A 13,811-nucleotide genomic window follows, 5' to 3' on the forward strand; every position below is an offset into this window, starting at 1 on the left:
CGCGCCTGTGCTTGTGCGGCGCACGATGGACAGGCAGCCCCAGCGACGCCGCTCGCGCAGGCAACGCACGGCACTGTGCGATTCCGCCAGTGCGCGCCGGTCGGTTAGGCTTGCGCCCCCCGCCTGCGGAATCGCCCCATGCCCGTCCCCTACCGCGTTGGCCTCGCCGCCTGCCTCCTGCTCGGCAGCCACCTCGCCCAGGCCGCCGCGTTGCCCGCCGACGTGCTGCACCAGTTGCCGGCCGGCTACCAGCCACTGGCGCAGCTGCAGGCCGATCTCGATGGCGACGGCCGTGCCGACTACCTGCTCGCGCTGCAGCAGCGCGGCGAGGCGCAACGCGATCCGGCACCGGCACGGCCGCTGCTGATCTTCGTGCAGCAGGCCGACGGCCACTATCGGTTGGCGGCGCGCAACGACCGGGTGATCCTCAAGCGCGACGAGGGCGGCCAGTGCGACCCGTTCACCGATGGCGACGATCCGTTCGCCGCCAAGGGCCGCTACTTCACCGTGCAGAACGGGGTGTCCTGCGGCCAGCACTGGACCGATTTCATCACCTTCCGCTACGACCCGCAGCGCAAGCAGTGGCTGTTCCACAAGCGCATCCAGCAGCGCTGGGAACTGAACCCGAATCCCTCGCCCGACGCAGACGCCCTGGTCAAGGACGGCGATCAGGTGCAGGCGGCCGACCCGCGGCATCCGGTCGATTTCGCCGATTACGTTCCGCGCTGAGCGGCGCGTCGCGCTGGGTAGCGCGTGCCTGGCACTGATGCGCGCTCGCTGACACGCGCACGCCGCACCCGTGCAGTGCCGCGTCCGAATGCGGCCAGCGTGTTGCCGCGGCGAGCGGCACGCTGCGCGCTCCATCCGTTCCTGGAGCGCCCATGTCCAGCTTCCGTTGCGTCGGCCTGCCGGCCGCACCGTTTGCCGCCCTGTTCGACCTCGACGATGCGCAACTGCAGGCGCGCCATGCGCAACGCGTCCGCGCCGACAGCGCGCTCGGCTATCCCTGCCGGATCAGCCTGGAGGACGCGCGGCCCGGCGAGGAACTGCTGTTGCTGCACTACCTGCACCAGCCCGCGCAGACCCCGTACCGCGCCGCCGGACCGATCTACGTGCGCCGCCACGTCGCCACCGCCGCACCGGCGCCGGGCGACGTGCCCGATGCGATCGTCCGCCGCCTGATCTCGCTGCGCGGCTACGACGCCGGCGACATGCTGATCGCCGCCGACGTGCAGCCGGGCGAGCGCATCGCCACCGCGATCGCCTGCGCCTTCGCCGACCCGCGGGTGCGCTACCTGCATCTGCATCATGCGCGGCAAGGCTGTTTTGCGTGCCGGGTGGATCGGGAGCCGGGATTGGGGATGAGTGGCGGCACCGCGACCTGGAACACTCCCGGCGCTGTAGGAGCGGCTTCAGCCGCGACAGGCATTCCCGGGAGAGCCCGTCGCGGCTGAAGCCGCTCCTACGACATCCGCAGCCGCAGCCCCGCTTTTCACCAATCCCGAATCCCCAATCCCCGCTCCGGGCTACTCCCCCAGCTTGATCCACGTCGCCTTCATCTCCGTGTACTTGTCGAAGGCATGCAGCGACTTGTCGCGGCCGTTGCCCGATTGCTTGTAGCCGCCGAACGGGGCGGTCATGTCGCCGCCGTCCCAATAGTTCACCCACACGCTGCCGGCGCGCAGCTTGCGCGCCACGCGGTGCGCGCGGCCGATGTCGCGGGTCCACACGCCGGCGGCCAGGCCATACTCGCTGTCGTTGGCCATGCGCAGGGCGTGCGCCTCGTCGTCGAAGGCGATCACCGACAGCACCGGGCCGAAGATCTCCTCGCGGGCGATGGTGTGTTCATGGCCGACCTCGTCGAAGATGGTCGGCTCCACGTAGCAGCCGCCGGGCACCACCTCCACGCGCTTGCCGCCGAGCAACAGACGCGCGCCTTCGGCGTTGCCGCGGGCGATGTAGTCGAGCACGCGGTGGGTCTGGGTCTCGTCGACCAGCGCGCCCATGGCCGCGTCGTCGTCGAAGGGATGCCGCGGCTGCAGCGCACGCCCGGCCGCGACCACGCGTTCGACGAAGCGATCCTTGATCGAGCGCTCCACCAACAGGCGCGAGGCCGCGGTGCAGACTTCGCCCTGGTTGTAGAAGATCGCCGCGGCCGCCGCCTGCGCTGCCTGCTCCAGGTCCGGTGCATCGGCGAACACCAGGTTCGGGCTCTTGCCGCCGCACTCCATGTACGCGCGCTTCATGTTCGACAGCCCCGCGCATTGCAGCAGGCGCCGGCCGACCGCGGTGGAGCCGGTGAACACCAGCCCATCCACGTCCATGTGCAGCGCCAGCGGCTCGCCGGCGCCCTTGCCGTCGCCCGGCACCACGTTGAACACGCCGTCGGGAATGCCCGCCTCGGCCACCAGCTCGGCCAGGCGCAGCGCGCTCAGCGGCGATTTTTCCGAGGGCTTGAGCACCACCGAGTTGCCCGCGGCCAACGCCGGGGCGATCTTCCACGCCGCCATCAGCAGCGGGAAATTCCACGGCACGATCGCGCCGACCACGCCCAGCGGCTCGCGGGTGATCAGGCCCAGTTCGTCCTGTCCGGTCGGCGCCACTTCGCCGTACAGTTTGTCCACCGCTTCGGCGGTCCAGGACAGGCAACGCACCGTCGCCGCCAGATCGACCCGGCGCGCATCGCGCACCGGCTTGCCCATGTCCAGCGATTCCAGCAGCGCCAGTTCGTCGGCGTGGCGTTCGACCAGCTGGGCCAGCGCCAGCAGGGTCTTCTTGCGCTGCGCCGGCTTGGCCTGCGACCAGTGCCCGGCCTCGAAGCTGCGCCGTGCCGCGGCGACCGCACGGTCGATGTCCTCGGCCCCGCCTTCGGCCACGTGGCCGAGCAGGCGGCCGTCGATCGGGCTGAGGCAGTCGAAGGTCTTGCCGCTGGCGGCATCGACGTAGCGGCCGTCGATGAAGGCCTGGGTCCGCGGACGCAGCGTGTCGGCCAGCGCCTGCCAGGCGTCGCGGGTGCGGGGTGCGGTCATCGGGAACTCCTGCTGCGGCGGAAGGATCGGAACGGCACGGCGGCCTGGCGGCTGCGGCGCGGAGGGGCGCCGGGCGCTCTCAGAACGTGGCCGGCGTATTGGCGCTGACCAGCACTGCGGTCTCGCGGCCGACGTTGCGGAACCGGTGCGGCACCCGGCTCTCGAAATAGTAGCCCTCGCCGGCGCGCAGCACCCGCACCTGGCTGCCGACGGTGATCTCCACCTCGCCGGCCACCACCACCCCGCCCTCTTCGCCGTCGTGCACCAGCATCGCGCTGCCGGTGTCGCTGCCGGGCGGCATCACCTCGCGCAGGATGCACATCTGCCGCTGCGGGCGATGCTGGCCGACCAGGTAGTAGTGGATGCCGTCGCTGCCGACGTCGGGCAGTTCGTCGGCGCGATAGAACGGCGCATCGGCCGCGCCGGCGTCCAGGTCCTGGGTGAAGAATTCGGCCAGCGAGATCGGGATGCCATCCAGCACCTTCTTCAGCGAACTCACCGAGGGGCTGACCTTGTTCTGCTCGATCAGCGAGATGGTGCTGTTGGTCACGCCCACCCGCTTGGCCAACTCGCGCTGGCTCAGGCCGTGGGCGGTGCGAACCCGGTGCAGGCGGGCGCCGATATCCATCGCAGGGAACGCCGGTGGCGGTGTTGCCGGATACTTTACACACCCGCCCCAGGCGGTCAATTTCGTGCGCCACGCCGGTGCTGCGACGCAACCAGGAAAAGCCCGTCCAATGCATGCGGACGGCGCCACGCCGGGTCACACCCGGCGCCGCGGCATGGTGTAAAGTTTTTTCAACATCCCTCGCGTGGAGCCTGCGATGCGCCCCCAGCCGCCCCTCTCGTCCCAGGCGCTGTCCGACCACTACGCCGCGCAGGCCATACGCGAACCGGACACGCTGGATGCGTTCTGGATGCCGTTCACCGCCAACCGCCAGTTCAAGGCGCGGCCGCGGCTGCTGGCCTCGGCCGAGGGCATGCATTACCGCAGCGTGGACGGGCGCCAGATCCTCGACGGCACCGCCGGCCTGTGGTGCTGCAACGCCGGCCACGCGCGGCCGCGCATCGTCGAGGCGGTGGCGCGTCAGATCACCACGCTGGATTTCGCGCCCACCTTCCAGATGGGCTCGCCGCTGCCGTTCGTGCTCGCCGAGCGGCTGGTGGAACTGGCGCCGCCGGGCCTGGACCACGTGTTCTACACCAACTCCGGCTCCGAGTCGGTGGACACCGCGCTGAAGATCGCGCTGGCCTACCACCGTGCCCGCGGCGAGGGCCAGCGCACCCGCTTCATCGGCCGCGAGAAGGGCTACCACGGCGTCGGCTTCGGCGGCATCTCGGTGGGCGGACTGCCGAACAACCGCAAGGCGTTCGGCCCGCTGCTGCCCGGCGTGGACCATCTGCGGCACACCCTCGACCTGGAGCGCAATGCGTTCTCGCGCGGCCTGCCGACGCATGGCGCGGAACTGGCCGAGGATCTGGAGCGGCTGGTGACGCTGCACGATGCCTCCACCATCGCCGCGGTGATCATCGAACCGATCTCCGGCTCGGCCGGCGTGGTGCTGCCGCCGCACGGCTACCTGCAGCGCATCCGCGAACTGTGCGACAAGCACGGCATCCTGCTGATCTTCGACGAGGTCATCACCGGCTACGGCCGCGTCGGCCACGCCTTCGCCGCGCAGCGCTTCGGGGTGACCCCGGACATGATCACCACCGCCAAGGGCCTGACCAACGGCTGCGTGCCGATGGGCGCGGTGTTCGTGTCCCACGCCATCCACGAGGCGTTCGCGCATGGCCCGGCCAACGTCATCGACCTGTTCCACGGCTATACCTATTCCGGCCATCCGCTGGCCTGCGCCGCCGCGTTGGCGACGCTGGACACCTACGCCGAGGAGCAGTTGTTCGACAAGGCGATCGAACTGGGCCCGGTGTGGGAGGAGGCGATCCATCGGCTGCGCGATCTGCCGCACGTCATCGACATCCGCAACTTCGGCCTGATCGGCGCGATCGAACTGGCCCCGCGCAAGGGCGCGCCCGGCGCGCGCGCCTACGAGATCTTCGAGCGCTGCTTCCACGAGGGCAACCTGCTGATCCGCGTCACCGGCGACACCATCGCGCTGTCGCCGCCGCTGATCGTCGAGCCCGAGCACATCGAACGCATCTTCGCTGTGCTGGCGGACATGATCCGCAGCACGCCCTGACCCCTCCCTCACCCAACCCACCGCACGCGCTCCCCACGCGCCGCGTCTGCCTGGAGAACCGCTCATGCTGGTCGGCGTTCCGAAAGAGATCAAGAACCACGAGTACCGGATCGGGCTGACCCCGTCCGGGGTCCGCGAACTGGTGCTGCACGGCCACCAGGTGCTGGTGCAGCGCGGCGGCGGCCAGGCCATCGGCCTCACCGATGCCGAGTACGAACGCGCCGGCGCGCGCATCGCCGAGGATGCGGCGAGCGTGTTCGCGCAGGCCGAGATGATCGTCAAGGTCAAGGAACCGCAGCCGGAGGAATGCGCGATGCTGCGCCCCGGGCAACTGCTGTTCACCTATCTGCACCTGGCGCCGGATCCGCAGCAGGCCGCGGCGCTGCAGCGCTCCGGCTGCACCGCCATCGCCTACGAAACCGTCACCGACGGCCACGGCGGCCTGCCGCTGCTGGCGCCGATGAGCGAAGTCGCCGGGCGCATGGCGATCCAGGCCGGCGCGCATGCGCTGGAGAAGGCGCAGGGCGGCTCCGGCGTGCTGCTCGGCGGCGTGCCCGGGGTCACCCCGGCACAGGTGCTGGTGATCGGCGGCGGCGTGGTCGGCATCAACGCCGCACGCATGGCGATGGGCCTGCACGCGCGCGTGACCGTGCTGGACCGCTCGCTGGAGCGGCTCAAGTACCTGGACGAACTCTACGGCCAGCAGCTGACCACGCTGTACTCCACCCGCGCTGCGATCGAGCAGTGCCTGCCGCACACCGACCTGGTGATCGGCGCGGTGCTGATCCCCGGCGCCGCCGCGCCCAAGCTGGTGTCGCGCGAACAACTGACGCTGCTGCGGCCCGGCTCGGTGCTGGTGGACGTGGCGATCGACCAGGGCGGCTGCTTCGAGACCAGCCACCCGACCACCCACCAGCAACCCACCTACGAGGTCGACGGCATCGTCCATTACTGCGTGGCCAACATGCCAGGCGGCGTGGCCCGCACCTCCACCTTCGCCCTGACCAACGCCACCCTGCCGTTCGTGCTGCTGCTGGCCGAACACGGCCTGCAGGCGCTGCGCGACGACCAGGACCTGCGCAACGGCCTCAACGTGCACGCCGGCAAGCTCACCCACCGCGCGGTGGCGCAGGCGCTGGGCCAGGATTTCGTGCGGCCGCTGGACGCGCTGGGCTGACAGTTGTCTGTGAGGCCGATAAGCCGGTAAGCCGGGAATGGAGAATCGGGAATAGGGAATCGAAAAAGCACCGCAGCGCGCGCATTGGGCAATCCGTCAGCCGCATCGCTTGCTCTTGCTCTTGCTCTTGCTGTTGCTTTTGCTGTTGCCATTCCCGACTCCCCATTCCCGATTCCCGATTCCCGGCACACACCCCACGCCCCGCCGCAACGCAGCACGCGCCAGCGGAGGCCGGGTGTAGCCTTGCGCCACCCCGGCGCCCGGCCGGGGTCCATTGCCGCCACAGGAGCCGCTCCATGATCAAGGTCAGCGTGATGTATCCGTACACGCCAGGCGCCCGTTTCGACCATGCCTACTACCGCGACACGCACATGCCGCTGGTGCAGGCACGCATGGGCGCCGCCTGCCTCCGCTACACGGTGGACAAGGGCCTGTCCGGCGGCACCCCCGGCAGCGATCCGACCTACATCGGCATGTGCCACATCTACAGCGAATCGGTAGAGGCCTTCCAGGCCGGCTTCGGCCCGCACGCGGAGGAGATCCTCGGCGACATCAAGAACTACACCGAGCTGACGCCGGTGATGCAGATCAGCGAGGTGGTGGTGGGCTGAAGCCGGGAATGGAGAAACGGCAATAGGGAATCGAAAGCGCCACATGCCCCCAAGGACCGCGCGATGCGGCCGCGACACGCGCTGTTGCCATTCCCGATTCCCCACTCCCGATTCCCGGCCTCTACAATGCCGCCCCCCGAGCCACACCGTGTCGCCCATTGATGAACATCGTTGTCAAAGAAGACCTCAAGGCCTATATCGATCCGCTGACCCCCGACGAGTACGCCGCGCTGGAACGCAGCCTGCTGGCCGAGGGCTGCCGCGACGCGCTGGTGCTGTGGGGCGACATCCTGGTCGATGGGCACAACCGCTACGGCATCTGCCAGAAGCACGGCCTGCCGTTCCAGACCGTGCAGAACACCCGCTTCCAGTCGCTGCAGGACGTGCACCTGTGGATGATCGATCAGCACCTGGGCCGGCGCAGCGTCTCCGATTTCCAGCGCGGCGTGCTGGCGCTGCGCAAGCGCGAGATCCTCGCCGAGCGGCGCGCCAGTGCGGCCGCCGCGGACGCACCGGCGGCCGACGCCGCCGAGCTGGACGCTGCTGCCGCCGAGGCGACGAGCGACGCCGATACGCCGCCCTGGGCCGACGCGCCGGCGCCGTTGAGCCGTGCCGACCTGGCGCGCGTGGCGCGGCTCAGCAACAGCCAGGTGGTGCAGATCGAGAAGATCCAGAAGCAGGCCGCCGCCGAAGTGGTGGAAGCGGTCAAGTCCGGTGCGATCTCGATCAATGCCGCCGCCGCGGTGGCCAGCCTGCCCGAGGAGGAACAGCGTGCCGCGGCGATGGCCGGCAAGGACGAACTGAAGCAGGCCGCCAAGCGCGCCCGCGAGTCCAAGCGCAAGCCCAAACCGGCGCCGCCGGCCGCGTCCGAAGACGCGGCTCCAGCAGCGGACGCCGACGGCGAGGCGACGCTGGCATTGCGCCAGCGCGTGGCCGAGCTCGAAGCCGAGAACCAGGCGCTGCGCGAGGAAGTGGCGGCGCTGCGCGCGCAGTTGCCGGGCTGATCCACGCGCACGCGTCTCCGGCGCCCCGCCGGAGACGGCGGCCACCGTCCATGCAGCCGCGCTCACCGCGCACTGCGTAGACTCGTCCGCATGAGCGTGTCTTCCGGCCCCACCCTGCCCCCCGATCCGCGCCGCGCGCAGTTGCAGCGCATGAAGCTGCTGGCGGCGCTGTTGCTGCTGGCGATGCTGTGCGGCTTCCTGCTCAGCCATGCCATGGGCCTGCACGGCGTGTGGGCCTGGGTCGGTGCGTTCTGCGAAGCGGCCACGGTCGGCGCGCTGGCCGACTGGTTCGCGGTGGTGGCGCTGTTCCGGCATCCGCTGGGCCTGCCGATTCCGCACACCGCGATCATCCCGCACGGCAAGGCGCGCATCGCCGACAGCCTGGCGGTGTTCGTGCGCGACCAGTTCCTGGAACCGGGCGCGTTGCTTGCCAAGCTCAACGCCTTCGATCCCGCGGCGCGGCTGGGCCAGTGGCTGGCCGAACCGGCGCAGTCGGCGCGGCTGGCCGACCTCGCCCGCGGCTGGGCGCTGCAGGCGCTGGACCTGCTGGACGAGGCCGCAGTGCGGCGCCGCATCCACGGCTTCGTGGTGGCGCGGCTGCGCGACTGGGACGCCGCGGCCACCGCCGGCGACATCCTCGGCCTGCTCACCGCCGATGGACGCCACCAGACGCTGCTCGACGAAGCGCTGACCCGGCTCGGCCGGCACCTGGACGATGCCGCGGTCAAGCAGCGGGTCTCGGCGATGATCGTCAAGTACGCGCGCCGCGAGTGGCCCAAGCTGGTGGGCACCGTGGAATGGGTGAAGCCGGTCGAGGGCATCGCCGACACCCTCGCCGAACGCCTGGCGCATGCGCTGCTGGAGGAACTGCAGGAGGTGCTGTCGCAGCCGCAGCACCCGCTGCGCCAGGACTACGAGCGCTGGCTCGGCGGCTACGTGCAGCGGCTGCGCGCCGATCCGGCCACCGCCGACAAGGTGCAGGCGCTGAAGCAGCGCCTGATCGAGCACCCAGGCGTGCAGGAGTACGTGCAGGGCCTGTGGGACCAGATCCATGCGGCGCTTCGCGAGGACCTGTCGCGCCAGGACGGCGCGCTGGTGCAGCACCTGCAGCGCGCCCTCGGCGCGCTCGGCCAATCGCTGGCGCAGGATCCCGCGCTGCGCGAGGCGCTCAACCAGCACCTGCTCGGCGGCGCCGAGCGGCTCACCCAGCGCCTGCGCAGCGGCGTCACCGAGCACATCGCGCAGACCGTGAAGGGCTGGGACGAACGCCATCTGGTCGAGCAACTGGAGTTGAGCGTCGGCCGCGACCTGCAGTACATCCGCTTCAACGGCACCCTGGTCGGCGGGCTGATCGGGCTGGCGCTGCACGCTGCCGTCACGCTGCTTGGCTGAGCGTGGATGACGAGGATGCAATGCCCCGCTCGCGCGGTTGGCCAGGCGCCGACCCGCGACGCGATGCAGACACACCGTGTCGCGGATCGCCTGTCCGCGATACAGCGTGCCATCCACGCAGCAAGGTGTAGACACGCCTCGGCTCTCTCGCCGGCAGGGCTGGCGCGGCGGCGCCGCCCGCGCTAGCGTTGCGGGATGGCCTGCGGAACGTTCGCCGTCACTGTGAACGCCATTCCGCAACCAGCCCGGGGGAAGCCGATGCGCGTGCCGAACGCGCGTTCGCCAAAGGAAGGGGGAGCATGTCGAAGAAACGCCGGACATCCGTTTCCGGCCCTGCGCGTCCGGCGCGGCTCGCCGCGCTGGCCGTGCTGGTCGTCGGACTCCTCGCCGCGCTGCTGATCGCGCACGGCGTACAACAGCGCAACCGCGCACAGGCGCAAGCGCGCTTCCAGCAACTGGTCTCGCACGTGGCCAGCGACCTGCGGCAACGCCTGGACATGTACGAGCACGGCCTGCGCGGCGCGCGTGGGGCGGTGATCGCGGCCGGCGGCGACCGCATCTCTCGCGCGCGCTTCGCCCGCTACAGCGCCTCGCGCGACTATCCGCACGAATTTCCCGGCGTGCGCGGCTTCGGCTACATCCAGCGGGTGCCGCGCGCCGACGAGGCCGCATTCCTGCAGCAGGCCCGCGCCGACGGTGCGCCATCGTTGCAGATCGGCGAACTGGCCCCGCACGACGGCGACCGGTTCGTCATCGTCTACATCCAGCCGGCACGGTCCAACAACGCCGCCGAAGGTTTCGACATCGCCTCCGAGCCGGCACGGCGCACGGCGGCGATCGCGGCGGCGCGCTCGGGCGCGCCCACCATCACGGCGCCGATCCGCCTGGTGCAGACCCCGGGGCTGGGCAACGGCGGCTTCCTGCTGCTGTTGCCGGTGTACCGCGAAGGCCTGCCGCTGCAGACCCCGGAACAACGCTGGCAGGCCACCAGCGGCTGGGCCTACGCACCGCTGAACATCGCCGAGGTGCTGGCCTCCTCCGACGACCACAGCAACGAGCTGCGCCTGAGCCTGGCCGACAGCCGAAACCCGGCCCAGCCGTTCTACCGCGACGACGCCACACCGATCCTGGCCGGCGGGCCGGCCGCCGAACGCACCCTCACCGTGTATGGGCGCCAATGGCGGATCGGGGCGCAGGCCACGCCGGGCTTCGTGCGCTCGCTGGATCAATTCTCCCCGCTGCTGGCCGGCGCCCTGGCCGGCGGCATCGCGCTGCTGCTCGCCGCACTGCTGTACGTGTTCCTGACCAGCCTGCGCCGCCGCGACCTGATCCTCAGCGAGCAGAGCCAGCTGGCCGCACTGGTCGCCGGCACCAGCGAGGCGATCGTCGCCGAAGACCTGCACGGCCGGGTGACCCACTGGAACCCCGCGGCCATGCGCATCTTCGGCTATACGCCGGAGCAGGCCATCGGCCAACCTCTGCAGCAGCTGCTGGGCGCGCAGATCCGCGATCCGGCCGGCGGCGGCGACGGCGTGCGCGAACTGCGCCACCGCGATGGCCACATCGTCAGCGTGCTGGCCAGCGTCTCGCCGATCGCCGGCACCGGCGGCGGCACCATCGGCCATTCGCACCTGCTGCACGACGTCTCCGAGCAGGTGCGCGCGCAGGCGCGCGTGCTGGAGCTCAACGCCACGCTGGAGCAACAGGTGGCCGAGCGCACCAGCGAACTGGTCACCTATTCGGCGCTGCAGCGCGCGATCCTGGCCAATGCCGGCTACGCGATCGTCGCCACCGATCCCGATGGCGTCATCACCCTGTTCAATCCCGCCGCCGAGACCCTGCTCGGCTACGCCGCGCACGAACTGATCGGGCGCAAGGCCACCGGCCTGTTCCTGGACCCGGAGCAACTGAGCGCGCGCGCCGAACGCATGGCCGCGCAGTCGGGGATGCCGGTGCAGCCCTCGTTCGAGTCGGTGGCGGCGCTGTCCACGCTGGGGCGCAGCGATACCCGCGAGTGGACCTACCTGAGCAAGGACGGCCATGCCTTCCCGGTGCTGCTCACGCTGAGCACGCTGCGCGACGACGACGAGCGGGTGATCGGCTACCTCGGCATCGCCGTCGATCTGACCGAGCAGAAGCGCCACGAGCGCGAACTGCGCCTGGCGATCGACGCGGCCGAAACCGCCAACCAGTCCAAGAGCGATTTCCTGGCCAACATGAGCCACGAGATCCGCACGCCGATGAACGCGATCCTGGGCATGCTGTACCTGCTGCGGCACAGCGCGCTGTCGCAGGCGGCGCAGGACATGATCCAGAAGATCGAGTTGTCCGCGCGCAACCTGCTGGAGATCATCAACGACATCCTCGACTTCTCCAAGATCGAGTCCGGGCGCATCGACCTGGAATCGGCCCCGTTCGATCTCAACGAGTTGCTGGAGAACATCGCGGCCCTGATGACCTCGGCGACCAGCGCCAAGCCGGTGGAGATGATCGTCGAGCCGCTGCCGCCGGGCTGCCGCTGGCTGCGTGGCGATGCGCTGCGCCTGAACCAGGTGCTGATCAACCTGGTCGGCAACGCCATCAAGTTCACCGAACAGGGCGAGGTGGCGCTGTCGGTCCGCGCCTTCCCCGGCGGGGAACCCGGCAAGCTCAAGCTGCTGTTCTCGGTGCGCGATACCGGCATCGGCATCCCGCGCGAGAAGCAGAGCCTGATCTTCTCGCCGTTCCTGCAGGCCGATACCTCCACCAGCCGCCGCTACGGCGGCAGCGGCCTGGGCCTGACCATCAGCCGGCGGCTGGTGGAACTGATGGGCGGGCAACTGGAAGTCCAGAGCGCCCCCGGCCAGGGCAGCGATTTCTACTTCGTCATTCCGTTCGCGGTGGCGCCGGCACCGGCCGCCGACGCCGAACCGGCGCAGGCGCGGCGGGTGCTGATCGCCGACGACCACGACCTGGTGCGACGCAGCCTGACCGACATCGCCAACGGCTTCGGCTGGCAGGTGGAAGCGGTGTCCAGCGGCAGCGCCGCACTGGCCGCGGCCGCGCCGGAACGTGCCGAGTTCGACGTGATCCTGCTGGACTGGCGCATGCCCGACCTGGACGGGCTGAGCGTGGCCCAGCGCATCCGCGCGCAATCGGCGCCGGACCGGCAGCCGATCATCGTCATGGTCACCGCCTACGAGCGGCGCATGATCCAGGAGCAACAGCCCGGCGTGGCCGACGTGGATGCGGTGATGACCAAGCCGGTCACCGCCTCGGCCCTGCAGCGCACCATCGGCATGCTGCTGGCACGTCGCAACGGCGACCTGCCCGCGCCGCCGCCCGGCGACGGCGTGGCGCGCCTGGCCGGGGCGCGCTTGCTGGTGGTCGACGACAGCGACATCAACCGCGAGGTCGCGCAGCGCATCCTCGAAGGCGAAGGCGCGCTGGTCGACCTGGCACAGGACGGCGCCCAGGCGCTGCAGCGGCTACGCCGCGATCCCGGCCGCTTCCACGTGGTGCTGATGGACGTGCAGATGCCGACCATGGACGGCTACGAAGCCACCCGGCAACTGCGCGCCGATCCGGACCTGGCCGCCGTGCCGGTGATCGCCCTCACCGCCGGCGCCTATCGCCAGCAACAAGAGATGGCGCTGTCCAGCGGCATGAACGACTTCATCGCCAAACCCTTCCAGGTCGAGGACCTGATCGCGATCATCCGCCGGTTCCTGCCGCCGAACCTGGCCGCGCTGCCGCTGCTGCCGCTCGCATCGCCAGCGTCGGGGCTGCCGACGGACGACTGGCCGGTCAGCGACCCGGCGTTGCTCGATACCATCCAGGCGCGGCGGCTGTGGGGCGAGCGCGATCCGTATCGACGCTATCTGCTGAGGCTGCTGCAGGAGTATCCCGACCCGGCAGCGAGCGTCCGCACCCTGCTGGACGCGCAGCGCCCGGCCGAGGCCATCTCCCTGGCGCACAAGTTGCGCGGTTCGGCCGGATCGCTGGCATTGCCGGCGTTGAGCGTCGCCAGCGCCGCGCTCGAAGAACGCTTGAGCACCGCGCCGACGCAGGCCGAAGCCGCCATCGCCGCACTGGCCGCAGCGATGGCCGACACCGCCGCCGAAGTGCTGCGCTTCGCCGACGCCACCCCGGGCGCGACGGGACCCGCGGCCGCAGCCGACACCGAGGTGGACCCGGCGACGCTGCAGGCGTCCTGGTACCAGGTGCTGCAGGTGCTGGACAGCGACGATCCGGACCGCATCGACCACACGCTGCGGCAACTGGCCGCGGTCCTGCCGTCGGCGCAAACCGCCGAACTGCAGCAGTTGCTGGAGAATTTTTCCTTCCGCGAGGCCGAGGCCAAGGTCAGGCAATGGCTGGCCGATGCACACGATTGAGCGCGCGTAACGAGACACCAC

The 13,811-nt window shown here is 70.5% G+C and carries 10 protein-coding genes; 8 read left to right on the plus strand and 2 right to left on the minus strand.

Annotation, left to right across the window (positions count from 1 at the left end; all coding sequences use genetic code 11):
* The first annotated feature begins 138 nt into the window (after positions 1–138).
* Positions 139–729, plus strand: coding sequence for a hypothetical protein (locus tag Q7W82_RS15845; protein WP_242159286.1), 591 nt, complete (start codon positions 139–141; stop codon positions 727–729).
* Between the two features lie 152 nt (positions 730–881).
* Entirely contained in the window at positions 882–1,454 is a 573-nt protein-coding gene (locus tag Q7W82_RS15850) for a DUF1203 domain-containing protein (protein WP_242159287.1), read from the plus strand.
* Positions 1,455–1,526: 72 nt separating this feature from the next.
* Here the strand turns inward: Q7W82_RS15850 and Q7W82_RS15855 are convergent, their stop codons facing one another.
* On the minus strand, positions 1,527–3,029 hold the full coding sequence (locus tag Q7W82_RS15855) for an aldehyde dehydrogenase (RefSeq protein ID WP_160945870.1): 1,503 nt from the start codon (positions 3,027–3,029) through the stop codon (positions 1,527–1,529).
* 79 nt (positions 3,030–3,108) lie between these two features.
* Positions 3,109–3,657 carry a cupin domain-containing protein gene (locus tag Q7W82_RS15860; protein WP_242159288.1) on the minus strand — a complete coding sequence of 183 codons (549 nt, stop codon included), beginning with the start codon at positions 3,655–3,657 and terminating at the stop codon, positions 3,109–3,111.
* Positions 3,658–3,853: 196 nt separating this feature from the next.
* On the opposite strand from Q7W82_RS15860, the gene Q7W82_RS15865 reads away from it, so the two are divergent.
* The 6 genes from Q7W82_RS15865 to Q7W82_RS15890 all read left to right on the plus strand — a co-directional run bounded on the left by Q7W82_RS15865 (position 3,854) and on the right by Q7W82_RS15890 (position 13,790).
* Entirely contained in the window at positions 3,854–5,230 is a 1,377-nt protein-coding gene (locus Q7W82_RS15865; protein ID WP_242159289.1) for an aspartate aminotransferase family protein, read from the plus strand.
* Positions 5,231–5,294: 64 nt separating this feature from the next.
* A complete protein-coding gene (gene ald, locus Q7W82_RS15870) occupies positions 5,295–6,407 on the plus strand; it encodes an alanine dehydrogenase (protein ID WP_242159290.1) in 1,113 nt (370 codons plus the stop codon).
* Between the two features lie 296 nt (positions 6,408–6,703).
* On the plus strand, positions 6,704–7,018 hold the full coding sequence (locus Q7W82_RS15875) for an EthD family reductase (protein ID WP_242159291.1): 315 nt from the start codon (positions 6,704–6,706) through the stop codon (positions 7,016–7,018).
* 161 nt (positions 7,019–7,179) lie between these two features.
* On the plus strand, positions 7,180–8,022 hold the full coding sequence (locus tag Q7W82_RS15880) for a plasmid replication/partition related protein (protein WP_242159292.1): 843 nt from the start codon (positions 7,180–7,182) through the stop codon (positions 8,020–8,022).
* Between the two features lie 150 nt (positions 8,023–8,172).
* On the plus strand, positions 8,173–9,414 hold the full coding sequence (locus Q7W82_RS15885) for a DUF445 family protein (RefSeq protein WP_242159485.1): 1,242 nt from the start codon (positions 8,173–8,175) through the stop codon (positions 9,412–9,414).
* Positions 9,415–9,713: 299 nt separating this feature from the next.
* Positions 9,714–13,790, plus strand: a complete 4,077-nt coding sequence (locus tag Q7W82_RS15890; protein WP_242159293.1) for a CHASE domain-containing protein — start codon at positions 9,714–9,716, stop codon at positions 13,788–13,790.
* Positions 13,791–13,811 lie beyond the last annotated feature (21 nt).

This window comes from Xanthomonas indica (genome assembly GCF_040529045.1).
GTDB lineage: Bacteria > Pseudomonadota > Gammaproteobacteria > Xanthomonadales > Xanthomonadaceae > Xanthomonas_A > Xanthomonas_A indica.

What these genes read in the sequence shown, in the direction of transcription:
- Q7W82_RS15845 (WP_242159286.1), top strand. Translation starts at nt 139, where the DNA reads ATGCCCGTCCCCTACCGCGTTGGCCTCGCCGCCTGCCTCCTGCTCGGC.
- Q7W82_RS15850 (WP_242159287.1), top strand. Translation starts at nt 882, where the DNA reads ATGTCCAGCTTCCGTTGCGTCGGCCTGCCGGCCGCACCGTTTGCCGCC.
- Q7W82_RS15855 (WP_160945870.1), bottom strand. Translation starts at nt 3,029, where the DNA reads ATGACCGCACCCCGCACCCGCGACGCCTGGCAGGCGCTGGCCGACACG.
- Q7W82_RS15860 (WP_242159288.1), bottom strand. Translation starts at nt 3,657, where the DNA reads ATGGATATCGGCGCCCGCCTGCACCGGGTTCGCACCGCCCACGGCCTG.
- Q7W82_RS15865 (WP_242159289.1), top strand. Translation starts at nt 3,854, where the DNA reads ATGCGCCCCCAGCCGCCCCTCTCGTCCCAGGCGCTGTCCGACCACTAC.
- ald (WP_242159290.1), top strand. Translation starts at nt 5,295, where the DNA reads ATGCTGGTCGGCGTTCCGAAAGAGATCAAGAACCACGAGTACCGGATC.
- Q7W82_RS15875 (WP_242159291.1), top strand. Translation starts at nt 6,704, where the DNA reads ATGATCAAGGTCAGCGTGATGTATCCGTACACGCCAGGCGCCCGTTTC.
- Q7W82_RS15880 (WP_242159292.1), top strand. Translation starts at nt 7,180, where the DNA reads ATGAACATCGTTGTCAAAGAAGACCTCAAGGCCTATATCGATCCGCTG.
- Q7W82_RS15885 (WP_242159485.1), top strand. Translation starts at nt 8,173, where the DNA reads ATGAAGCTGCTGGCGGCGCTGTTGCTGCTGGCGATGCTGTGCGGCTTC.
- Q7W82_RS15890 (WP_242159293.1), top strand. Translation starts at nt 9,714, where the DNA reads ATGTCGAAGAAACGCCGGACATCCGTTTCCGGCCCTGCGCGTCCGGCG.